The 21,885-nt window shown below is 70.2% G+C and carries 19 protein-coding genes; 13 read left to right on the forward strand and 6 right to left on the reverse strand.

Annotation, left to right across the window (positions count from 1 at the left end; all coding sequences use genetic code 11):
• The first annotated feature begins 117 nt into the window (after positions 1-117).
• From OG972_RS32615 to OG972_RS32670, 12 genes are all read left to right on the forward strand, one after another.
• Positions 118-1,377 carry an MFS transporter gene (locus OG972_RS32615; RefSeq protein WP_266987632.1) on the forward strand — a complete coding sequence of 420 codons (1,260 nt, stop codon included), beginning with the start codon at positions 118-120 and terminating at the stop codon, positions 1,375-1,377.
• Positions 1,378-1,386: 9 nt separating this feature from the next.
• Positions 1,387-2,748 (forward strand): Pup--protein ligase, encoded by a 1,362-nt coding sequence (gene pafA / locus OG972_RS32620; protein ID WP_266987634.1) that lies wholly within the window; start codon positions 1,387-1,389, stop codon positions 2,746-2,748.
• A gap of 125 nt (positions 2,749-2,873) precedes the next feature.
• A complete protein-coding gene (locus OG972_RS32625; protein ID WP_266987636.1) occupies positions 2,874-3,821 on the forward strand; it encodes an FKBP-type peptidyl-prolyl cis-trans isomerase in 948 nt (315 codons plus the stop codon).
• A 43-nt stretch (positions 3,822-3,864) separates the two neighbouring features.
• Entirely contained in the window at positions 3,865-4,236 is a 372-nt protein-coding gene (locus tag OG972_RS32630) for an FKBP-type peptidyl-prolyl cis-trans isomerase (protein ID WP_266987638.1), read from the forward strand.
• Between the two features lie 196 nt (positions 4,237-4,432).
• A complete protein-coding gene (locus tag OG972_RS32635) occupies positions 4,433-5,386 on the forward strand; it encodes a YafY family protein (protein ID WP_266987640.1) in 954 nt (317 codons plus the stop codon).
• A gap of 15 nt (positions 5,387-5,401) precedes the next feature.
• A complete protein-coding gene (locus tag OG972_RS32640; RefSeq protein ID WP_266987641.1) occupies positions 5,402-6,358 on the forward strand; it encodes a YafY family protein in 957 nt (318 codons plus the stop codon).
• A gap of 18 nt (positions 6,359-6,376) precedes the next feature.
• The gene (locus tag OG972_RS32645) at positions 6,377-6,655 is read left to right on the forward strand and encodes a hypothetical protein (protein ID WP_266987643.1); all 279 of its coding nucleotides are present in this window, start codon (positions 6,377-6,379) and stop codon (positions 6,653-6,655) included.
• A 51-nt stretch (positions 6,656-6,706) separates the two neighbouring features.
• Positions 6,707-6,904, forward strand: a complete 198-nt coding sequence (locus OG972_RS32650; RefSeq protein WP_266987645.1) for a hypothetical protein — start codon at positions 6,707-6,709, stop codon at positions 6,902-6,904.
• Between the two features lie 248 nt (positions 6,905-7,152).
• Positions 7,153-7,443: a Sec-independent protein translocase subunit TatA gene (gene tatA / locus OG972_RS32655; RefSeq protein ID WP_266987647.1), complete on the forward strand. Its 291-nt coding sequence runs from the start codon at positions 7,153-7,155 to the stop codon at positions 7,441-7,443.
• Positions 7,444-7,504: 61 nt separating this feature from the next.
• Positions 7,505-8,455 (forward strand): twin-arginine translocase subunit TatC, encoded by a 951-nt coding sequence (tatC, locus tag OG972_RS32660; protein ID WP_266987649.1) that lies wholly within the window; start codon positions 7,505-7,507, stop codon positions 8,453-8,455.
• 18 nt (positions 8,456-8,473) lie between these two features.
• Positions 8,474-9,364: a diacylglycerol kinase gene (locus tag OG972_RS32665; RefSeq protein WP_266987651.1), complete on the forward strand. Its 891-nt coding sequence runs from the start codon at positions 8,474-8,476 to the stop codon at positions 9,362-9,364.
• Between the two features lie 50 nt (positions 9,365-9,414).
• Positions 9,415-12,249: an RNA helicase gene (locus OG972_RS32670; protein ID WP_266987653.1), complete on the forward strand. Its 2,835-nt coding sequence runs from the start codon at positions 9,415-9,417 to the stop codon at positions 12,247-12,249.
• Between the two features lie 248 nt (positions 12,250-12,497).
• On the opposite strand, the gene OG972_RS32675 is transcribed toward OG972_RS32670, so the two are convergent.
• From OG972_RS32675 to OG972_RS32695, 5 genes are all read right to left on the reverse strand, one after another.
• A complete protein-coding gene (locus tag OG972_RS32675; protein ID WP_266987655.1) occupies positions 12,498-13,601 on the reverse strand; it encodes an LLM class flavin-dependent oxidoreductase in 1,104 nt (367 codons plus the stop codon).
• Positions 13,602-13,800: 199 nt separating this feature from the next.
• A complete protein-coding gene (atzF, locus tag OG972_RS32680; RefSeq protein ID WP_266987657.1) occupies positions 13,801-15,441 on the reverse strand; it encodes an allophanate hydrolase in 1,641 nt (546 codons plus the stop codon).
• 9 nt (positions 15,442-15,450) lie between these two features.
• The gene (locus OG972_RS32685; RefSeq protein ID WP_266987659.1) at positions 15,451-18,975 is read right to left on the reverse strand and encodes a 5-oxoprolinase/urea amidolyase family protein; all 3,525 of its coding nucleotides are present in this window, start codon (positions 18,973-18,975) and stop codon (positions 15,451-15,453) included.
• Positions 18,972-19,622 carry an urea amidolyase associated protein UAAP2 gene (locus OG972_RS32690; RefSeq protein WP_266987661.1) on the reverse strand — a complete coding sequence of 217 codons (651 nt, stop codon included), beginning with the start codon at positions 19,620-19,622 and terminating at the stop codon, positions 18,972-18,974. Before OG972_RS32690 ends, OG972_RS32685 begins: the two co-directional genes overlap by 4 nt.
• Positions 19,619-20,437 (reverse strand): urea amidolyase associated protein UAAP1, encoded by an 819-nt coding sequence (locus OG972_RS32695; protein WP_266987663.1) that lies wholly within the window; start codon positions 20,435-20,437, stop codon positions 19,619-19,621. The genes OG972_RS32690 and OG972_RS32695 overlap by 4 nt, the downstream gene beginning before the upstream one ends.
• 187 nt (positions 20,438-20,624) lie before the next feature.
• On the opposite strand from OG972_RS32695, the gene OG972_RS32700 reads away from it, so the two are divergent.
• Complete coding sequence (locus OG972_RS32700; RefSeq protein ID WP_266987665.1) at positions 20,625-21,257, forward strand: TetR/AcrR family transcriptional regulator; 633 nt, start codon at positions 20,625-20,627, stop codon at positions 21,255-21,257.
• A 117-nt stretch (positions 21,258-21,374) separates the two neighbouring features.
• On the opposite strand, the gene OG972_RS32705 is transcribed toward OG972_RS32700, so the two are convergent.
• Positions 21,375-21,812, reverse strand: coding sequence for an SPW repeat protein (locus tag OG972_RS32705; RefSeq protein WP_266987667.1), 438 nt, complete (start codon positions 21,810-21,812; stop codon positions 21,375-21,377).
• Positions 21,813-21,885 lie beyond the last annotated feature (73 nt).

Genomic DNA, 21,885 nt, shown 5'->3' on the forward strand with positions numbered 1-21,885 from the left:
CGGTGCTGGTGCGGACGGTGAGGTGGACCTGAGGACAGGGCACATGGTACGTATGAAGCTCGAAGTTATACGTAAAACCTCAGGTGTCCGGAAGGCCCTCGGGGGAGAGGGGCGGACATGGCCGCGGGATATCTGGACATCCTCCGGGCGCGGCATGCCGCACGGCTGCTGATCGGCACGCTGGTGGGGCGGCTGCCGAGCGGCACCGCCCACATCGCGATCGTCCTGTTCACCCGGGCCGAAGGCGGCAGCTACACCCTCGCGGGGGCACTCGCGGCGGTGTACGGCCTGGCCACGGCGGTCGGGCAGCCCCTGCTGGGCCGGGCGGTGGACCTGTACGGCCAGCCGCGCGTCCAGCTCCCGGCGTCCGTCGTCTCCGCGCTGGGCATGTTCCTGCTGGCTCTGGTGGGCCTCGGATCGCTTCCGCTGGCGTACGGGGCCGTGATCGTGGCAGGGGTGTTCACGCCGCCGCTGGAGGGCGGCCTGCGGGCGCTGTGGCCGACGGTCCTGGGGAGGGAGGACCGGGTGCACCGGGCGTACGCCATGGACGCCGTGGCCCAGGAGGTCATGTTCACCGTGGGCCCGCTGCTGGTGATGGTGCTGGTCTCGCTCTGGTCGCCCGCCGCCGCGCTGCTCGTCATCAACACCATAGGAGTGCTGGGCGCGCTTTCCGTGGTGGTGTCGGAGCCCTCCCGCACCTGGCGCTCGGCGCCCCGCGAGGCGCACTGGCTGGGCGCGCTGCGCTCGCCGGGGCTGCTGGCGCTTCTTGGTTCCTTCTTCTTCGTCGGGCTCGCGCTGGGCTCGATCACGGTGGCGGGCGTCGCGTACGCCGACGACCACGGCCGGGAGGCGGTCTACGGCTGGCTGATGGCCGCGCTCGGTCTCGGCGCGCTGATCGGCGGGGCGGTGTACGGGGCACGTCAGTGGACCGGGGCACCCGAGCGCCGGCTGCGGGGCATCGTCGCGCTGCTGGCCCTCGGCTATCTGCCGCTGATGCTGACACCCGGTGTGGTGGCGATGACCGCTCTGGCCGCGCTCGCCGGGGTGTTCCTGGCGCCGGCGATCGCATGCTCGTTCATCGTGGTGGACCGGCATGCTCCGCGGGGCACGGTGACGGAGGCGTTCTCCTGGCTCGTGACGACGTTCGGGGTGGGCGCGGCGGCGGGAACGGCCGTGGCGGGCCCGGCCGTCGAGCTGGGCGGTACGGCGTGGAGCTTCGCCGTCGCGGGGGCCGGTGGAGTGGCCGCACTGGTGGTTCTGCTGGCGACGGGAAGGGTCCTCGCAGTTCCCGGGCGTACGGACGTTTCCGTGCAGGGATCGGAAAATGATCGAAACGGTGCTGTCCAACCCGGTTTCAGCTCGGGCCATCAGGCGTAATGTTCAGTCATGGACCGCCGCATTTTCGGGCTGGAGAACGAGTACGGCGTCACGTGCACGTTCAGGGGACAGCGCCGACTGTCTCCTGACGAAGTGGCGCGCTACCTCTTCCGCCGTGTCGTGTCATGGGGCCGCAGCAGCAATGTCTTTCTGCGGAACGGCGCCCGCCTCTACCTCGACGTGGGATCGCATCCGGAATATGCAACCCCCGAATGCGACAATCTGACCGAGCTGGTCACCCACGACAAGGCCGGCGAGCGCATTCTCGAAGGCCTGCTTGTCGACGCTGAACGCCGCCTGCACGAGGAGGGAATCGCGGGCGACGTCTATCTCTTCAAGAACAACACCGATTCGGCGGGAAACTCCTACGGGTGCCACGAGAACTACCTCGTGGCACGGCACGGAGAATTCTCCCGGCTCGCGGACATCCTCATTCCCTTCCTCGTCACGAGGCAGCTGCTCTGTGGCGCGGGCAAGGTGCTGCAGACCCCGCGCGGCGCGGTCTACTGCGTCAGCCAGCGTGCCGAGCACATCTGGGAGGGCGTCAGCTCCGCGACGACGCGCTCCCGTCCGATCATCAACACCCGCGACGAACCGCACGCGGACGCGGAGCGGTACCGCCGCCTCCATGTCATCGTCGGTGACTCCAACATGTCCGAGACGACGATGCTGCTCAAGGTCGGCGCGACGGACCTGGTGCTCCGCATGATCGAAGCGGGCACGGTGATGCGTGATCTGACGCTGGAGAACCCGATCCGGGCGATCCGTGAGGTCAGCCACGACATCACGGGACAGCGCAAGGTACGCCTCGCCAGCGGCCGCGAGGCGTCCGCCATCGAGGTGCAGCGGGAGTACTACGAGAAGGCCGTGGACTTCGTCGACCGCCGCGGCATCCGCACCGGCACCGTCGAACAGGTCCTGGAGCTGTGGGGCCGTACGCTCGACGCGATCGAGACCGAGGACCTCGACCGGATCGGGACCGAGATCGACTGGGTGATGAAATACAAGCTCATCGAGCGGTACCGGGCCAAGCACAACATGACGATGTCGCATCCGCGGGTCGCCCAGATAGACCTCGCCTACCACGACATCCACCGGCGGCGCGGGCTGTACTACCTGCTGGAGCGCAAGGGGCAGGCGGCCCGCATCTGCAACGACCTGAAGATCTTCGAGGGCAAGTCCGTGCCCCCGCAGACCACCCGGGCGCGGCTGCGCGGTGACTTCATCCGAAGGGCCCAGGAGCAGCGGAGGGACTTCACCGTCGACTGGGTCCACCTCAAGCTCAACGACCAGGCGCAGCGCACGGTGTTGTGCAAGGACCCGTTCCGTTCGGTGGACGACCGAGTGGAAAAGCTGATCGCGGGTATGTGAGCCGGCGCAGGACGCGCCTCGGCTCTTGTGCGACTCGGGCCCCGTACGTCCTCGTACGGGGCCCTGTGCACGCCCTAGAGTGTCGGGGACCCAACCAACTGTGCCGTCTGAGATCTGAGGAACCAGTGCGCCGACTTGCCGGCCTTCTCGTTGTCCCCCTGCTGCTGCTGACAGCGGCGTGCGGCGGCGACGACAAGGGATCCGACTCCGCTTCAGCCTCCGCCTCGAAGAACGCATTCCCCGCGATCACCGCGGGTGCGAAGTTCGGCGAGAAGCCCACCCTGTCCAAGGGAGAGGGTGATCCTCCCAAGGATCTGAAGACGCGTGTCGTCAGTGAGGGAAAGGGCGCGGCGCTGAAGAACGGCGACGCGATCCAGGTCAACTACCTCGGACAGGCGTGGGACTCCACGAAGCCGTTCGACAACAGTTTCGACCGTAAGCAGCCGTTCGATCTGACCCTCGGTGCCGGCATGGTCATCAAGGGCTGGGACCAGGGGCTCCTCGGGAAGAAGGTTGGCAGCCGCGTCCAGCTCGTCATCCCGCCGGACCTCGGTTACGGCGCGCAGGGGCAGGGCGACATCAAGCCGAACGCCACCCTCGTCTTCGTCGTGGACATCCTGAAGGCGACGCACATCCCGGCGTCGGCCGAGGGCACTGCGGTCGCCCAGGACAACACCGACCTGCCGAAGGTGGGCACCAACACCGACGGCAAGGCTCCGACGGTCAAGATCCCGGAGAAGACCGACCCGCCGAAGAAGCTGGTCTCCAATTACATCCTGGAGTCCAAGGGCGAGGTCATCAAGGAGACCGACAGCGTCGTCGTGAACTACGTGGGCCTGCTGTGGAAGGACGGAAAGACGTTCGACAGCACGTACGCCACGGGCAAGACCCAGACCTTCCCGCTGGCCCAGGTGACCCTCAAGGGGCTGAAGAACGGGCTGATCGGCAAGAAGATCGGCAGCCGTGTCCTGCTGGTCATCCCGCCGGACCAGGCCTTCGGCGACAAGGCGCAGCAGTCCATCCCCGCCAACGCCACGCTGGTCTTCGCGGTGGACCTGCTGGCAAAGATGTAAGACTGTCCCGGTTGCCCAGTTATTCATGTGGAGGAGCAGTTCAGTGAGCATCGAGAAGCCCGAGATCGACTTCCCGGGCGGCGAGCCGCCGGCCGACCTGGAGATCAAGGACATCTGGGAGGGCGACGGTGCGGTCGCCAAGGCCGGCGACATGGTCAAGGTCCACTACGTGGGCGTGGCCTTCTCCACCGGCGAGGAGTTCGACGCCTCGTGGAACCGCGGCACCCCGCTGCAGTTCCAGCTCGGCGTCGGTCAGGTCATCTCCGGCTGGGACCAGGGCGTGCAGGGCATGAAGGTCGGCGGCCGTCGCCAGCTGACCATCCCCGCGCACCTCGCGTACGGTGACCGCGGCGCCGGCGGCCGTATCGCCCCCGGCGAGACGCTGATCTTCGTCTGCGACCTGGTCGCCGTCTGATCCGTCCCGCGGACACATCACGAGGGCCCGTGCCGGACTGCACGGGCCCTCGTTCCGTGGGGCGTGGGCTCCAGGAGGGTGCTGAAGATCTTGGCCGCTCTCGCGCGCCGAGATCTTCAGCACCCTCCTCGCTTTTGTCCGGACACTCCGGAGCGGTACGGTCGAGGGTCGTAGAGCACGTAGAGAAAGGGCGCCGATGGCGATTGCCAAGGCCGAGCGGCTGATGAACCTGGCGCTGTGCCTGCTGGGGACCCGGCGCCCGCTCAGCAAGCGCGAGCTGCGCGGTTCCATCGAGGCCTATCTGGAAGCGGGCTCCGACGAAGCCTTCAACCGGATGTTCGAGCGGGACAAGGACGATCTGCGCGAGCTCGGTCTGGTCATCGAGACCGTGGAGAACCTGGACGGCGACATCGGCTATCTGGCCCGCCGGGACAGCAACCGGCTGCCGCCGATCACGCTGGACGCCGAGGAGGCCGCGGCGCTGGGGCTGGCGGCAAAGGTGTGGCAGCAGGCCCGGCTCGCGGGCGCGGCCAGTGGCGCGCTGCAGAAGCTCCGGGCCGCCGGGATGCCGGAGGCCGAGGACGCGTACGAGGTGCACAGTGCCCTCGAACCCCGTATCCCGGTCCATGAGGCAGCGTTCGAGCCGTTGATGCTGGCGTGCCGGGACCGCCGTCCGGTCACCTTCGACTACCGCAAGGCCAATGCCGCCCGCCCGGAGCAGCGCCAGGTCGAGCCCTGGACGCTCGAGTGCTGGCGCGGTCACTGGTATCTGGCCGGCTGGGACCGTGACCGTCGTGCCGAGCGGGTGTTCCGCCTGTCCCGGATCACCGGCCGGGTCCGTTCTCGGGCCGGGGCGTTCACCGCCGAGGTGCCCGACGTGGTGACCGTCCGGGAGACCGTCGAGAGCTGGGCGGGGGAGACGGCGACCCGGACCGCGCTGATCCGGCTGCGGTCCGGCTCCGGATACCCGCTGCGCTCGCGGGCGATATCGGTGCGGGAACTCGGCGACGGCTGGGAAGAGTTGGAGATTCCGTACGGACACGGTCTCGACGCCTGGCTCGTCGAATTCGGCCCGGACGTGGTCGTGCAGGAACCCGCGGATCTGCGGGCCGATGTGGTGGACCGGCTGCGCGCCGTGGCCAAGGACTGAGGAGGGACCGTATTCATGGCGACGAACGCGATCGACCAGACGCGCCGGATGCTGTCCCTCGTGACGTATCTGAGGGAGCGCCCCGGCGCCCATGTGCAGGACGTGGCCCGGGCCTTCGGGATCACCGAGGACGAGCTGATCTCGGACCTCGACGTCCTGCCCATGTGCGGGACGAGCTTCCGTGGCGGAGATCTGCTGGACATCGACACCGACGGCGACCGGATCTGGTGGCACAACCCGGACGACGTGGCGGAGCCGCTGCGGCTCGCGGCGGACGAGGCGACGGCCCTGCTGGTGGCGGCGCGCGCCGTGGCGACGCTGCCGGGGCTGCGGGAGAGCGACCGGCAGGCACTGCTGCGGGCCACCGCCAAGCTGGAGACGGCGGCCGGTGAGGTCGGGGCGGCGAGCTCCCGGCTCTCGGTCACCTTCGAGTCCGAGGGCGGCGTCTTCGCCGATGTCGACCGGGCGATCTCGGAGCGGCGCCGGCTCTGGCTGCGGTACTACTCACCCGCGCGCGACGAGCTCACCGAGCGTGAGGTGGACCCGATCCGGCTGTTCGCCGTGGGGCATACGTACATGGAGGCCTGGTGCAGGTCCTCCGAGGACCGGCGTACGTTCCGGCTCGACCGGGTCGCCGAGATCCGGCTGCTGGACGAGCCGTCCGCACCGCCGGAGCTGGAACTGCGGGACCTGTCCGAGGGGCTGGTGCAACCGGCGGCCGAGGACCCCGAGGTGGTGATCGAGGTCGGGCCCGGTGGCCGGTGGGTCGCCGAGTACTACCCGCACGACAGCGCGGAGGAACTGGCCGACGGCGGACTGCGGATCACCTTGCGCACGCCCGATCCGGCGTCGCTGCGCAGGCTTGCGCTGCGGCTCGGCGGGGAAGGGCGCATCGTCGCCCCGCCGGAGCTGGCGCAGAGCGCGCAGCAGGCGGCGCGGGCAGCGCTCGCCGCCTACGACGGCCCTGCCTGAGTGGATACCTGAGGAGATATGAGCAACATGTCTGTGATGTCGGGTATCTCAACTGTGGTGGTTCCGGAGTCCGTAAGGTTCAAGGCGGCCTGCCCGGACTGTCGCGGGCGCTTCGAGCTCGCGGCGGGTGCCCTGCGCCTCGCCATCGGCTCCAGCCGGCGCACCACGTTCTACTCGTTCACCTGCCCCGAGTGCGGCGCCGCCGTCCGCAAGCCCGCCGGGGAGCGGATAGTGGAACTCCTCACGGGTGGGGGCGTGCGGACGCTGCGCCTCCACACCAGCCTTCAGAACCCCTGACGCACGGACACCCGGCTCCTGTGACACCTAGACAACATCGAGGCTCTGCGCATGTTCTGGCCCATGCTCGCCATCACCCTGGGATTCCTCGGGATCGCCGTCCTCGGCGTGCTGGCCATCAAGGTGTTCGTCGAGGCCCAGCGCCTGGGGCGACAGGTGACCCAGACCACTCGGCGCATCAACCGGGCGGCCGAGGATCTCGAACGGGCCGCGACCGATCTCGCCGCCACCGGCGAGGCGTTGCGCTGACACGGGCGAGGGAGCTGTGCGCCGGACCGGTCGATCGGGGCGGGCGGGGCCTCCTGTTTCTCAGGTTCGGGGGGTACGCTGCTGGTGGCGGCCCTGAGAGCGAGGCATGGGCCGTAATCGCAAGGATGCATGGGTATTGCCCTGCGTTTACTCCTGCGGGATACGATCGCTGACAGTACGAAGATCGGACGTCTGTCCGACGCTCGATCAGCCCCACCCCTGCTGCCTCGGTGAGAAGGTACACGCATATGTTCGGAAGGCTCGGCGCTCCCGAGATCATCCTGATCCTCGTCGTCATTGTTCTGCTGTTCGGCGCGAAGAAGCTTCCTGACATGGCTCGCTCGCTCGGCAAGTCGGCCCGCATCCTCAAGAGCGAGGCCAAGGCCATGAAGTCCGAGGGTGCCGCGACGGCCACCCCCGCGGACCCGCCGAACGATGCCGCCCAGGACCAGGCCGCCCCGCGCACCATCAAGGCCGCGCCCGGCGATGTGACGAGCTCGCGTCCGGTTGCCGAGCCGACCGACTCGACCAACCGCTGACAACCGGGCCGACGCAGGCGCCGTGATGGTGACGGCCTGCTGCACGAGATGAGGACGTGGGTTGCTCAAGTCTGCCCGCAAGCAGGAGACGGACCCAGAGGGCCGCATGCCCCTGGTGGAGCACCTGCGTGAGCTGCGTAACCGGCTGGCGAAGGCTCTGCTGGCGATCGTCGTCGTCACGATCGTCGCCGCGTTCTTCTACAAGGGGATCATCGAGTTCTTCACCGACCCCGTGCTGAAGGCGGTCGGTTGCGAGTCGAGTTTCGCCGAACTCGCGAAGAAGGAGGACGGCACCTGTGCGCGCATCGTCCTGAACGGTCTGCTGACACCGTTCACTCTTGCGCTCAAGGTCTCCCTCATGGCGGGCGTCGTCCTTTCGTCGCCGATCTGGCTCTACCAGCTGTGGGCGTTCATCGCCCCCGGTCTGCACAAGCACGAGAAGAAGTACTCGCTCGCCTTCGTCGGCGCGGGCTTCCCGCTCTTCCTCGCCGGTGGCTTCTTCGCGTACAAGACACTGCCCACGATGGCCAAGGTCCTGCTGGACTTCTCGCCGGCCGGCCTGGACAACCAGCTGCCGCTCGATGACCTGCTGGACCTGATCACGCGCATGGTGGTGGTCTTCGGACTCTCCTTCGAGCTGCCCCTGCTGCTCGTCATGCTGAACCTCGGCGGGGTCATCACCGGCAAGCGGATGCTCGGCTGGTGGCGCGGGATGATCATGGGAATCACGGTCTTCGCCGCCCTGGCCACGCCCAGTACGGACCCGCTCACCATGCTGGCCCTCGCCGGGCCGATCTGGGTCCTGTACTTCTGTGCCACGGCGCTCTCGCTTCTCAACGACCGCCGCAAGGCACTGCGCGCGGCGGAGGGACCTGCCGATGACGAGGCGTCGGAGCTGGACCTGACCCCCGAGGACATCGGTGAGATCGAATCGGTGTCGACGGGCGGGTCGCTGCCCGCGCAAGCGGGGCCGGACCGTGACCGGGTGAACGGTTACGACGACATCACCTGACCTTGTAAGGTCCCCCGGGTGACCAGCGAGATCACCCTCTTCGTCAATCCCACCGCAGGACGCGGCCGGGGCGCGCACGCCGCGCAGCCGGCCGCTTCCGCGTTGCGGGCCGCAGGATTCTCCGTACGCACGGTGCTGGGCGAGGACGCCGACGACGCGCTGCGGCGGGCCCGTGAGGCCGTCTCGGGCGGGACCGGTGCGCTGATAGCCGTGGGCGGGGACGGCATGGTGTCCCTCGCCCTCCAGGCCGTCGCCGGGACCATGACACCCCTCGGCGTCGTCGCCGTCGGCACCGGAAACGACTTCGCCCGCGCTCTCGGCCTGCCGATACGGGACCCGGCCGCCGCCGGACGGCTCGCGGCCGAGGCGCTCAAGGGCGGCAGCATCCGCGAGGTCGACCTCGGCAGGGTCGGGGAGCGATGGTTCGGGTCGGTGCTCGCTTCCGGCTTCGACTCCCGGGTCAACGACCGGGGCAACCGGATGCGCTGGGTCGGCGGGCGGTTCAAGTACGACCTGGCGATCCTCGCCGAACTCGCCGCCTTCAGACCGATCCCGTACCGCATCAGGCTCGACGGCGGACCGGTCCAGGAGATCGAGGCGACGCTCATCGCCGTGGGCAACGGGTCCACGTACGGCGGCGGGATGCGGATCTGTGCGGACGCCGTCATGGACGACGGGCTCTTCGACGTGACCGTCGTCGGGGACTGCAGCCGTACCACCCTGCTCAAGGTGTTTCCCCGCGTCTACAAGGGAACGCACCTCGGTCATCCCAAGGTCACCGTGCACCGGGTCTCGTCGATCGAGCTGGTCGCGGCCGGTGTCACCGCGTATGCGGACGGTGAACCGCTCGGCGCCCTGCCGCTCACCGCGACCTGTGTGCCGGGCGCGGCCAGGGTTCTTGCACAGTGAATTAAAGATCGCGCTGACTGTCGGAGGTGACGGGTAGGCTCATAACCAAGATGACAGAGGACCTCTCACCAGCTGAGCGATACCAGGCTTTCCGGATCCGCGCCGCCGAGCAGGCCACGGCACTCGCGCCCTTCCGCGAGTTGTACGAGTTCGGTCTGGACCCGTTCCAGATCGATGCATGCAAGGCCCTGGAGGCGGGTAAAGGGGTGCTGGTCGCGGCCCCGACCGGGTCGGGCAAGACGATCGTCGGCGAGTTCGCGGTGCATCTCGCGCTGCGTCAGGGCCGCAAGTGCTTCTACACCACGCCCATCAAAGCCCTGTCCAACCAGAAGTTCACCGATCTGGTCAAGCGTTACGGCGCGGACAAGGTCGGCCTGCTGACCGGCGACAACAGTGTCAACGGGGACGCACCCGTGGTCGTCATGACCACCGAAGTGCTGCGGAACATGCTGTACGCGGGCTCCCAGGCGCTCCGCGGCCTCGGCTATGTGGTGATGGACGAGGTGCACTACCTCTCCGATCGCTTCCGCGGCGCGGTGTGGGAAGAAGTGATCATTCATCTGCCCGATTCGGTGACCCTGGTGTCGCTGTCGGCGACCGTGTCCAACGCCGAGGAGTTCGGTGACTGGCTGGACACCGTCCGCGGTGACACCGAAGTCATCGTCTCCGAGAACCGGCCCGTGCCCCTCTGGCAGCACGTCCTGGCCGGCCGCCGGATGTACGACCTCTTCGAGGAGGAGACCGACCACGGCGGCCGCGGCGTCGGCCGCCGCGAGGTCAGTCCCGACCTCGTCCGGCTCGCCCGCATGGAGAACCAGCGCGGATACAACCCGCGCGAGCGCCGCCGCGGAAAGATGGTGCGGGAGGCCGACCGCGAGCGCGAGCGGCGCCAGCGCAGCCGGATCTGGACCCCGTCCAGGCCCGAGGTCATCGACCGGCTGGACGCCGAAGGCCTGTTGCCCGCCATCACGTTCATCTTCAGCCGGGCCGGCTGCGAGGCCGCCGTGCAGCAGTGTCTCCAGGCCGGACTGCGGCTCAACGACGACAGCAAGCGCCGCCTGGTGCGGGAGATCGTCGAGGAGCGGACCGCGTCCATCCCACCCGAGGATCTCCATGTCCTCGGCTACTACGAGTGGCTCGAAGGTCTGGAGCGCGGCATCGCCGCGCACCACGCGGGCATGCTGCCGACCTTCAAGGAGGTCGTCGAGGAACTGTTCGTACGCGGGCTCGTCAAGGCGGTCTTCGCAACGGAGACCCTCGCCCTCGGCATCAACATGCCCGCCCGATCGGTGGTCCTGGAGAAGCTCGTCAAGTGGAACGGCGAGCAGCACGCCGATATCACTCCGGGCGAGTACACCCAGCTGACCGGGCGTGCCGGACGGCGGGGGATCGACATCGAGGGCCATGCGGTGGTGCTGTGGCAGCGCGGCATGGACCCGGGGGCGCTCGCCGGACTCGCGGGTACGCGTACGTATCCGCTGCGGTCCAGCTTCCGGCCCTCCTACAACATGGCCGTGAACCTGGTGCAGCAGTTCGGGCGGCACCGGTCGCGCGAACTGCTGGAGACCTCGTTCGCCCAGTTCCAGGCCGACCGCTCGGTCGTCGGCATCTCCCGGCAGGTGCAGAAGAACGAGGAGGGTCTCGAGGGCTACCGCGAGGGCATGACGTGCCACCTCGGCGACTTCGAAGAGTACGCACGGCTGCGCCGTGACCTCAAGGACCGGGAGACGGAGCTCGCCAAGCACGGCGCGTCACAGCGGCGGGCCGCCGCAGCTGCGTCGTTGGAGAAGCTGAAGCCGGGCGACGTCATCCATGTCCCGACCGGGAAGTTCGCCGGGCTGGCTCTGGTGCTGGACCCGGGGCTGCCCGCCGGGCGGGCCAACACGCATCGCGGGCTCGAATACCAGGACGGGCCGCGGCCGTTGGTGCTCACCGTCGAGCGGCAGGTCAAGCGGCTCGCGTCGATCGACTTCCCCGTGCCGGTCGAGGCGGTGGAGCGGATGCGGGTGCCGAAGTCGTTCAACCCGCGGTCGCCGCAGTCGAGGCGCGATCTGGCGTCGGCCCTGCGGACCAAGGCAGGGCACATCGTGCCGGAGCGGCACCGCAGGGGGCGGGCCGAGGCCGCGGACGACCAGCAGATCGCCCGCTACCGGGCCGAGTTGCGGGCCCACCCGTGCCATGGGTGCAGTGAGCGCGAGGACCATGCGCGGTGGGCGGAGCGGTACCACCGGCTGCAGCGGGACACGAAGCAGCTGGAGCGGCGGATCGAGGGGCGGACGAACACGATCGCCCGCACCTTCGACCGGATCGTGGCGCTCCTCACCGAGCTCGACTATCTGCGGGGCAATGAAGTCACCGAGCACGGGCGGCGATTGGCCCGGCTCTACGGCGAACTGGACCTGCTGGCCAGCGAGTGCCTGCGGGCAGGGGTCTGGGAAGGGCTGAACCCGGCGGAGCTCGCCGCGTGCGTGTCCGCGTTGGTGTACGAGGCGCGGCAGGCGGACGACGCCGTGGCGCCGAAGCTGCCGTCCGGGCCGGCGAAGACGGCGATGGCCGAGATGGTCCGTATCTGGGGGCGACTCGATGCCCTGGAGGAGGACTTCAAGATCAACCAGGCGGAGGGGGTCGGGCAGCGGGAACCCGATCTCGGATTCGCCTGGGCCGTCTACATGTGGGCGTCGGGGCGGACGCTGGACGAGGTGCTGCGCGAGGCGGAGATGCCCGCGGGAGACTTCGTACGGTGGTGCAAGCAGGTCATCGATGTGCTGGGGCAGATCGCGGCCGCGGCGCCGCCGGGCGCGGGCGCCGGGTCTGTCGCGCGCACTGCGCGCAAGGCAACGGATGCGGTGCTCCGGGGGGTTGTCGCGTACAGCTCGGTGGGGTGACGGGTTTGTGTGGCGGGTTCGGTTGACCGGGCCTTGGGTGGGGTGCCTGTGGCGGTCCTGCCCGAGCCCGCCCCTTCCCGCCGTGCCTGATGTGCGGCTCCGCAGGGGGGCGGGGCTCTGCCCCGGGCCCCGGTCCTCGGACGGCCGGACGGGCTGGATGCCGGGCATATCCAGCCCGTCCGCCGATCGAGAACATCTGCCGGGCTGTCCGGCGTCGGAGGACCGGGGGGCCGAGGGCGGCCCCCCGGTTACGCGGCGCTCGTGCGCGCGGCGTCCCGCTTGGCGACTTCCTCCCGGACGATCGGGATGACATGCCGGCCGAAGTCGATCGCGTCGTCGAGCAGGTCGTAGCCCCGGGCGGACAGCACTTCGACACCCAGGTCGTAGTAGTCCAGCAATGCCTGTGCGACCGTCTCCGGTGTGCCCACCAGAGCCGTCGAGTTGCCCGCGCCACCGGTCTCGGCGGCGGTCGGCGTCCACAGCGCACGGTCGTGGCGCTCGCCCTGGGCGGCGACCGCGAGCAGCCGTCGGGAGCCCGCGTTCTCCGGGTTCCGGAGCGGGTGGCGTCGGCTGAGAGGTGCGCCCGCCCTGCGGGCCTTGATCCGGTCGAGCGTCCGGTGCGCCTTCTCCCAGGCGAGTTCTTCGGTCGGTGCGATGATCGGGCGGAAGGCGACCTGGATCTTCGGGACGTCGGTGCGTCCCGCCGCTTTCGCAGCCGCCTGGACCGCGGCGATCTGCTCCGCTGTCTCGGCGAGAGGCTCACCCCAGAGGCAGTAGATGTCGGCCTCTGCGCCCCCTGCCGCGTAGGCCGCCGGCGAGGAACCCCCGAACGAGACACGTGGGTGGGGCTGTTGGACGGGGAAGGTGTCGCTCACGAAGTCGTTGAAGCGGTAGTGCGTGCCCTCGTGATCGAAGGGCTCGTGCGAGGTCCAGGCCTTCTTGATGATCTGGATGGCCTCGCGGGTGCGGGCGTATCGCTCGTCCTTGGTGAGGAAGTCGCCCTCGCGCTGCTGCTCGTGATCGTTGCCGCCGGTGATGAAGTGCACGGCGAGGCGGCCGTCACTGATCCGGTCCAGGGTGGCGAAGGTCTTGGCGGCGAACGTCGGGTACGAGACGTTGGGCCGGTGCGCGACCAGGATCTGCAGGGTGTCCGTGCGGGCCGCGATGTAGGCGGCCGCCGGGGACGGGTCGGGGGAGCCCGAGCCGTAGGCGAAGAGCACCCGGTCCCAGCCGTGGTCCTCATGCGCGCGTGCCAGCTTGAGCGTGTATTCCTTGTCGAAGGACGCCCCGGAGCGGGGCGTCACCTCGGATCCTTCATTGGTTGCTGCGATGCCGAGAAATTCGACGGGCATGGCGAAGCCTCATCTCGTGCTGCGGTGAACCGGTCGGGTGGTGCACAGTGCTGACGCGCTGACGTACGAGCAGTCAGGGACGACACGAGGCCGACCACACTCGACCGAAGTCGATGTGGTCGCGGGTGACCAGCCGCAGCTGAGGGCGCATCCGATCAGTGGAACAGGCGGAACGGCAGGGCGTCAACCATGTGTCCGGTCAGCGGTCGAGGTAGGCGCGCCAGCCGCCGTGCGCCGTGATGTCCGTCGCGCCGCGCAGGGCGTAGGGCTCGCACAGGAAGCCGGGGACCGAGGTGCCGTCGGCGAGGTCGATTCGGCCCACCGTCATGGGGTGGGGCAGCGCTGTGGTCAGCGTGCCGAGACCTTCGGGCGGCAGCTCCCACACCTCTGCTTCGATCGTCGCGCCACCCTCGTCGACTCTCTCCAGGCCCGGCTTGGGCGGGTCGGTGCGCAGGGCGTGCAGTCGGTAGACGGGGGCCGTGGTGGTCGTACGGACCAGGCGGGCGCCCAGGGAGAGGAGTTGGGGGTTGAGGGGCTGGCCCGTCAGGTGGGCGCCGACGACTGCGATGCGGGCGGGCGGGGTGAGCAGTGCCGCGATGCGGGCCAGGCGTTCGTCCGTGTGGGCCGGGCCGATCAGCATGACGCCGAAGGGCAGTCCGGCCACGTCGCCGGCGGGGGCGGCCACCGCGCACAGGTCGAACAGGTTGGTGGAGTTGGTGAAGCGGCCCAGGCGCGCATTGGCGCCGAGCGGGTCCGCGGCCACCTCCGCGAGTGTGGGGTGACCCGGCGCGGTGGGCAGCAGGAGGGCGTCGGCGTCGGAGAGGGTCGCCAGGGCTGCGGTGCGCAGGGCGTTCATCCTGTCCTGGTCCGCGAAGAGGCGGTGTGCCGGAATGTCCCGGGCCGCCGTGATGATGTGGGCGACTGTGGGATCCAGGTCCGGGGCGGTGGGCGTGCTGTCGATGAACGCGCCGACCGCCGTGTAGCGCTCGGCGACGAACGCTCCCTCGTAGAGCATCGTGGCGGCCTCGGTGAACGGGGTCAGGTCCACCGGCCGGAGCTGTGCGCCCGCCGCGCGGAGGCGGGCCGCCGCTTCCTCGTAGGCCTGCGCCCAGCCGGGGTCCAGCTCGCCGAGCTGCTCGGTGGGCGGGACCGCGATCCGCCAGGGGCCCGGTGCGCGGGTGGGCGCGGACCGTGGTGCGCTCCCGGTCATCAGGGCGAGCGCCTGCTCGGCCTCGGGGAGCGTACGGGCGAAGACCGTGACGCAGTCCAGGCTTGCGCAGGCCGGGACCACGCCGTCGGCCGGGACCAGACCGCGGGTCGGCTTCAGGCCCACGATGCCGTTGAACGCGGCCGGGATGCGGCCGGAGCCCGCGGTGTCCGTGCCGAGGGACAGGTCGGCGATGCCGAGGGCGACGGCGACCGCCGAACCGGAGCTGGACCCACCGCTGACGCGGGACGGGTCGTGGGCGTGACGGACCGCTCCGTACGGGGAGCGGGTGCCGACCAGGCCCGTGGCGAACTGGTCGAGATTGGTCGTGCCGATGACCAGGGCTCCGGCCGCGCGGAGCCGGGCCACGACGGGCGCGTCGGCGGCCGGCTTGTACGCGTACGAAGGGCAGCCCGCGGTGGTGGGGAGACCCGCCACATCGATGTTGCCCTTCACGGCCAGCAGGCGGCCGGCCAACGGGAGGTGTTCGCCCGCGGACACCCGCGCGTCGAGGGTTTCGGCTTCGGCCTCCACCTCCGGGAGCGGGCGCAGGTCGATCCAGACCTCGGGGCGGTCGACCGCCTCGATCCGGGCATGGGCGGCGCGGACACGGGCAAGGACGGACAGGGACATGTGCGCTCCTCAGTCGGTGGAAGGCGGGGCCAGGACCAGCAGAGCCGTGCCGGGATCCACCTGGGCGCCCGGCCGGGTGAGGACCTCCGTCACGACGCCGTCCGCCGGTGCGTGGATCCGGGACTCCATCTTCATCGCCTCCAGGGCGAGCAGTGGCTGACCTGCCGTCACCGCGTCGCCCGCGGCCACATTCAGCTGCCAGACCGATGCGGCGAACTCGGCCTCGACGAGCCGGCCGCCCGGGGGCACGGTCACCTCGGCGGCCGGTGGAGCCGGTTCTGTGGCCGCCTCCGCCCGCGCGAACTCGCCCGCCTCCTCCCAGGCGTCCCGTTCCGCGGAGAACGCCGCGCCCTGACGGGCGCGGAAGTCGGCGATCGATTCGGCGTTGTCCGCCAGGAACTCCTCGTACCCCGCCAGGGAGAACTCGCCCTCCTCGATCCGCGGTACGAACCGGCCGGATGCGATGTCCGCGCGGAGCTCCAGGAGTTCGTCCGCCTCCACCGGATACCACTTGATGCGGTCGAAGAATCTCAGCAGCCACGGCGAACCCGGCTCGAACGCGCCGCGTTGCTGCCACCCCGACCACACCTGGGTGGTGCGCCCGACGAACTGGTAGCCGCCGGGCCCCTCCATTCCGTAGACGCAGAGATAGGCGCCGCCGATGCCGACCGAGTTCTCCGCCGTCCAGGTGCGGGCCGGGTTGTACTTGGTGGTGACCAGGCGGTGGCGGGGGTCGAGGGGCGTGGCGACGGGCGCGCCCAGATAGACGTCGCCGAGGCCCAGTACCAGGTACTCGGCGTCGAAGACGGTGCGGTACACGTCGTCGACGGAGTCCAGGCCGTTGACCCGGCGGATGAACTCGATGTTCCACGGGCACCAGGGCGCGTCGTCCCGTACGCCCGCCATGTAGCGGGCGATGGCCTCGCGGGTCGCGGGATCGTCCCAGGACAGCGGCAGGTGCACGGTCCGGGACGGCACGGTCAGCGCGCCGGCGGGCGGGAGCGCCGGCTCCGTGCGGTGGAGGAGTTCCAGGAGCCGGTGCTGGGGGAGGACCTTCGGATCCGTCTGGATCTGGAGCGAGCGGATGCCGGGGGTGAGACCGGTGATGCCCGGTACGGCCGCTGCGGTCAGCGCCTCCATCAGGGCGTGCACCCGCATGCGCAGGGCCAGGTCCAGCTGCATCGGACCGTACTCGACCAGCACGTTGTCGTCGCCGCTGCGGCGGTACGTGACGTCGTCGCTCCGGTACAGGATGCCGCCGTCGACGATGTCCGGGCGCCGCTCGCCGGTGATCGCGACCGGTGTGAAGCGGACCGTGTCGCCGGGCCGTAGCTGGCCCAGCTTCCAGCGCTCGCCCGTCACCACCGTCGCCGGGCAGACGAAGCCGCCCAGCGACGGCCCGTCGGGGCCGAGCAGCACCGGCATGTCGCCCGTGTAGTCGACGGCGCCCACGGAGTACGGCGTGTCATGGATGTTGGAGGGGTGGAGTCCGGCCTCGCCGCCGTCGGTGCGGGCCCAGCGCGGTTTGGGGCCGACCAGCCGGACACCGGTGCGGGCCGAGTTGAAGTGGACCTTCCAGTCGGCGGCGTAGAAGTCGTGGATGTCCTCCTCGGTGAAGAACTCCGGTGCGGCGTGCGGGCCTTCGGCCGCGCCGATGTGCCAGACAGTGCCGATACGGGGGCGGTCGGCGGCGGGGACGGAGGCGGCCGACGCCTGTACCGCCCCGCCGCGCAGGACGTCGCCGGTGCGCAGGGCCCGGCCGCCGTGTCCGCCGAAGCCGCCGAGGGTGAAGGTCGCCGCGCTGCCCAGGAAGTCCGGCACGTCCAGGCCGCCTCCGGCGAAGAGGACGTAGGTGCGCAGACCGTGGCCGTCCGGAGCGCCGATCGCGAGCGTGGCACCCGCCGGGACGGTGAGGGGTTCCCACTGGGCGGCCGGTGCGCCGTCGACCGTGACGGGGGCCGGGGCGCCCGTGACACAGACCGTGGTCGGGTGGGTGAACCGCAGGGTCGGCCCCTGGAGCGTGCATTCGAGGCCGGGCGCGCTCGCGTCGTTGCCGAGCGCGGTGTTGCCGAGCCGGAACGACAGATCGTCCATCGGACCCGACGGCGGGACGCCGACCTCCCAGTAGCCGGTGCGCCCCGGCCAGTCCTGCACGGTGGTGAGCGTGCCGGCGGAGACCACCTCGACACGCGGTGTCGGATCGGTGACGGTGGCGAGCGTGGCCGTGGAGTGCGCGACGGTGCGGACCCGGTCGTCGGCGAGCGCGGCCCGTACCAGGCCGAGGTTGGTCTCGATGCCGTCGATCCGGGTGGCGGCGAGCGCTGAGTCCAGCCGTGCGAGAGCCTCGGCGCGGTCGGTGCCGTACGCGACGACCTTCGCCAGCATCGGGTCGTACGACGTCGTCACCTCCGTCCCCGTCTCGACCCAGGTGTCGACCCGGACCCCCTCGGGGAACACGACCCGGGTCAGCAGGCCGGCCCCCGGGCGGTGGTCGCGGGTCGGGTCCTCGGCGTAGACCCGGGCCTCGACGGCATGGCCGCGCGGCGCATCCGGGTCGCGTACGACCTCCGTGTCGCCCTGGGCGAGGCGCAGCATCCACTCGACGAGGTCGACGCCGTAGATCTCCTCGGTGACCGGGTGTTCGACCTGGAGGCGGGTGTTGACCTCCAGGAAGTACGCCTCCGCGCGCGCCGCGTCGTACACGAACTCCACCGTGCCCGCGGAGCGGTAGCCGACCGCCCGGCACAGATCCTGTGCGCAGGAGGCGAGTTGCTTGCGGATGTGGGGCGGGAGCCCCGGGGCGGGGGCCTCCTCCAGGACCTTCTGGTTGCGGCGCTGGAGGGAGCAGTCGCGGTCGCCGAAGGTCACCACCCGGCCGTGTCCGTCGCCGAAGACCTGTACCTCGACATGGCGGGCGTCCTCGACGAGACGTTCGAGGAAGACACCGGCGGAGGAGAAGGACGCGGCGGCGATCCGCTGCACCCGCTCCCAGGCGTCGGCGAGTTCGTCGACGGATCGACAGGCCGACATGCCGATTCCGCCGCCGCCACCGGTGGCCTTGAGCATCACGGGATAGCCGATGCGGTCGGCCGCGGCCAGCGCCGACGGCAGATCGGGGAGCAGCCCGGTGCCGGGGGCGAGCGGTACGCCCGCGGCCTCGGCGGCCGCGCGAGCGGTGTGCTTCGCGCCGAACAGCTCCAGCTGCTCGGCGGTCGGGCCGACGAAGACGATTCCCGCGTCCTTGCAGCGCCGGGCGAATCCGGCGTCCTCGGAGAGGAAGCCGTAGCCGGGGTGGATGGCCCCGGCCCCGGTGTCCTTGGCGGCCTTCAGGACCAGGTCGGCGTCGAGGTACGACTCCTTGGCGGGCGCGGGCCCCAGCCGTACCGCCGTGTCGGCGAGGCGCACATGGGGCGCGGACCGGTCGGGGTCGGAGAAGACCGCGACGGTGCGGAGGCCGAGGCGGCGGGCGGTACGGATGATCCGTACGGCGATCTCGCCGCGGTTGGCCACCAGGAGTGTGTCGAAGTGCGTCATGCGGTGGCCTCGCCGGAGGTGGGCCCACTGATGGTTGCCTCGACCGCCGTCGGGTCGAAGCCGTTGCAGGGATTGTTGATCTGCGGGCAGTTGGAGACCAGGACCAGGACGTCCCGTTCGGCGCGCAGGGTGACCCGCAGGCCGGGGGCGGAGATGCCGTCGACGATGCCGAGCGTGCCGTCCTTCTCGACCGGGACGTTCATGTACCAGTTGATGTTGGAGACCAGGTCGCGCTTGCCGAGCCCGTGCCGGGCGCCCTCGGCGAGGAAGTTGTCCACACAGGCGTGCTGCGACCAGGTGTGGTGCCCGTACCGCAGGGTGTTGGACTCCTTGGAGCAGGCGCCGCCGACCGTGTCGTGGCGTCCGCAGGTGTCCTCGGTGACGGTCATCAGCGGGGTGTGCTCGTTGGACAGCAGCACGCTGCCGGTGGTGAGGAAGATGGTGCCCTGAGCGTGGACGGTGTCCGGTGCGCTGTAGCGGACGCCGGTGTCGTGGGCGTCGTACACCAGGAAGTCGACGGCCTGGTTGCCGTGCAGATCGGTCAGCGTGAGCTGTTCGCCCGTGCGGACGACGGCGGACCAGGCGGCCCGGGCGGGGATCACGTCCGAGCGGCGGACGGTGCTGGTGACAGTGACGGCGACGGTCATGCGAGCCCCCTGGCGGTGAGGAAGTCGAGGGTGTTGAGGAAGGCCCGGTGGCCCTCCGGAGTGGCGTCCCAGGCCGGATCGCCGGGAACCGTCGGGCGGGCGCGCCAGGCCAGCACCTGCAGCGGGGTGCAGGTGTAGTCGGGACGCGGATCCAGCGGATGCGGGACGTTGGCGACGAGCACGGTGAGGTCCTGCTCGGCGCGGAGCGTCACTGTGGCGCCCGGCCCGGCGGATCCGGTGAACTCCAGGGCGCCGTCCTCGCGTACCTCCACGCCCTGGAAGAAGGAGAGCGACGGGGGCAGATCGCGCGGCCCGAGACCGTTCTTCGCTGCGGCCAGCTTCAGCAGCTCCCGGCCGGCCGGCGACGGCGACTGCGGGGTGCCGTCCCCGTACCGCTCGGTGTTCCGTACGAGGGTCGAGGTGCCGCAGAGCGCGTCGTGCCGGCCCGAGCTGTCGGCGACCACCGAGGCGAGGACCCGCCCCTGGTCGGAGAGGAGCAACCGGTCCGCGCCGAGATAGGCGTTCCACTGGACCTTGACCGTGTCGGCGGTGTTGAGCCGCTCCCAGGGCCGCCCGTCCACGTACAGCAGCAGATGGGCGCAGGCGTCGCCCGTGAGATCGGTGAGCCGGAGTTCGGTGCCGCGGGCGAGCACCCGGTGCGTGTAGTTGCCTCCTGCCACGGTCTCCGCCCAGACGGGCGTGGCGGGGGCGGCCGCGGGCCAGTCGCTCGCGGGCACCACCGGCATGGTCCCGGTGCGGGTGCCGTGCTGCGCACGGGCGTGGTCCCGGGCTCCGTGTGTCGTCGCTGTCGCCATGGCTGGACCCTCCGGCTCGACGTGACTGTGCCGATCGCGCACGTCCACCGCGCGTCTCGGTCGCGTATTTCTGTCGCATGACAGAAATTAGGGTGCGGACGAGTCGGGCCCATTGCCCGTCCGTTGCACAGGAGTTACTGAGTGCTCACCAAGATCGGGGCGGGCGCGGATGTGCGACGATCGGCCCATGTCCACCACCGGGAGAAGGGTCGGCCGGCCGCGCGCGCAGCAGCGCGCGGACAGCGGACTGTCCGCGCGCGAGGAACTGCTGACCGCCGCCGCCGAGCTGTTCACCACCCGCGGATACGCCGCGACCACCACCCGGGCCGTCGCCGAACGGGCGGGCATGCGACAGGCGACGATGTACCACTACGTCGCAGGCAAGGAGGACCTCCTCGCGGAGCTCCTGGAGTCCACGGTCACCCCGTCACTGGCCCTCGCCGCGAAGCTGCTCACCGACGACACGGCGACCGCCGAGGAACGGCTCCGGGAGCTGTGCCGCTCGGACGTGGCGCTGCTGTGCGGCGGGCCGTACAACCTGGGTGCGCTGTACGTGCTGCCCGAGGTGCAGGCCGAGCGGTTCGCCGGGTTCCACCGGGTGCGGGCGGAGCTGAAGGAGGCATATGGGACGCTGCTGGCGGCGACCCGTGCGGGGGCAGCGCTGGACGAGCACGAACTGGCACTCCGGACCGACCTGGTCTTCGGACTGATCGAAGGCGTGATCCTGGTGCGCCGGTCCGGACCCGAACGGCCGGTGGCCGCGTTCGCGGAGGCCACGGCGGATGCGGCGCTGCGGATCGTGGGTACGGAGCGCGCGTAGGCCGCGCACGGTTGTCGGTGGACCTGGCACCCCGCGGACCTTCCCCGGACGTGTCTCGGCCGGTCCGCTGCGTGCGGACCGGCCGACAGCTCACGCTCCTTCGTCGTTCAGTGACCGCTAGGTCCGATTGGTCTTCGCCGCCGCTCCGGCGCAGGCCAGCCCCAGCAGTAGGGTCAGACCGCCGATGATGACGTTGTTGAGGATGACGCCCATGTCAGGGCTGCTGCCGACGACCCATGGCGAGACGATCATCCAGATGCCCATGGCACAGATGGCCCAGCTCAGGCCGTACATCCGTTCCGGTATCGCCGTGAACCCGAGTCCCAGCACCGCGATCGCGATTCCCATGATCAGGTTGTGCTGCACGAGGGTGGGCTGGCTTGCGGAGAAGTGAAGTACCCAGGGCGAGACGGCGCAGTAGAGGCCGACGAGGAACACCGGTCCGTCGACGAGCGCCACATCGCGACCACCGAGCATGCGGGCATAGCGCTCCCGCATTTCGGAAACATCCGGGTGGCTGGTGATGTCGGCGCGGGTGTGCGAGACGTTGGACATGAGAGTCGTCTCCTTCGATCCTGCAGGCCCGACCGTGGTGTGAGGGGGGTGTGCTGTAGGCGCCTGCTCCACC

Origin of the sequence: Streptomyces sp. NBC_01669 (assembly GCF_026339735.1) — a bacterium.
In the GTDB taxonomy this organism is placed as follows: domain Bacteria; phylum Actinomycetota; class Actinomycetes; order Streptomycetales; family Streptomycetaceae; genus Streptomyces; species Streptomyces yanii.

Bases quoted from the DNA above. Each gene is read 5' to 3' on its own strand.
- OG972_RS32615 (WP_266987632.1), top strand. From the start codon at position 118: ATGGCCGCGGGATATCTGGACATCCTCCGGGCGCGGCATGCCGCACGG.
- pafA (WP_266987634.1), top strand. From the start codon at position 1,387: ATGGACCGCCGCATTTTCGGGCTGGAGAACGAGTACGGCGTCACGTGC.
- OG972_RS32635 (WP_266987640.1), top strand. From the start codon at position 4,433: ATGGCGATTGCCAAGGCCGAGCGGCTGATGAACCTGGCGCTGTGCCTG.
- OG972_RS32640 (WP_266987641.1), top strand. From the start codon at position 5,402: ATGGCGACGAACGCGATCGACCAGACGCGCCGGATGCTGTCCCTCGTG.
- OG972_RS32645 (WP_266987643.1), top strand. From the start codon at position 6,377: ATGAGCAACATGTCTGTGATGTCGGGTATCTCAACTGTGGTGGTTCCG.
- OG972_RS32650 (WP_266987645.1), top strand. From the start codon at position 6,707: ATGTTCTGGCCCATGCTCGCCATCACCCTGGGATTCCTCGGGATCGCC.
- tatA (WP_266987647.1), top strand. From the start codon at position 7,153: ATGTTCGGAAGGCTCGGCGCTCCCGAGATCATCCTGATCCTCGTCGTC.
- OG972_RS32670 (WP_266987653.1), top strand. From the start codon at position 9,415: ATGACAGAGGACCTCTCACCAGCTGAGCGATACCAGGCTTTCCGGATC.
- OG972_RS32675 (WP_266987655.1), bottom strand. From the start codon at position 13,601: ATGCCCGTCGAATTTCTCGGCATCGCAGCAACCAATGAAGGATCCGAG.
- atzF (WP_266987657.1), bottom strand. From the start codon at position 15,441: ATGTCCCTGTCCGTCCTTGCCCGTGTCCGCGCCGCCCATGCCCGGATC.
- OG972_RS32685 (WP_266987659.1), bottom strand. From the start codon at position 18,975: ATGACGCACTTCGACACACTCCTGGTGGCCAACCGCGGCGAGATCGCC.
- OG972_RS32690 (WP_266987661.1), bottom strand. From the start codon at position 19,622: ATGACCGTCGCCGTCACTGTCACCAGCACCGTCCGCCGCTCGGACGTG.
- OG972_RS32695 (WP_266987663.1), bottom strand. From the start codon at position 20,437: ATGGCGACAGCGACGACACACGGAGCCCGGGACCACGCCCGTGCGCAG.
- OG972_RS32700 (WP_266987665.1), top strand. From the start codon at position 20,625: ATGTCCACCACCGGGAGAAGGGTCGGCCGGCCGCGCGCGCAGCAGCGC.
- OG972_RS32705 (WP_266987667.1), bottom strand. From the start codon at position 21,812: ATGTCCAACGTCTCGCACACCCGCGCCGACATCACCAGCCACCCGGAT.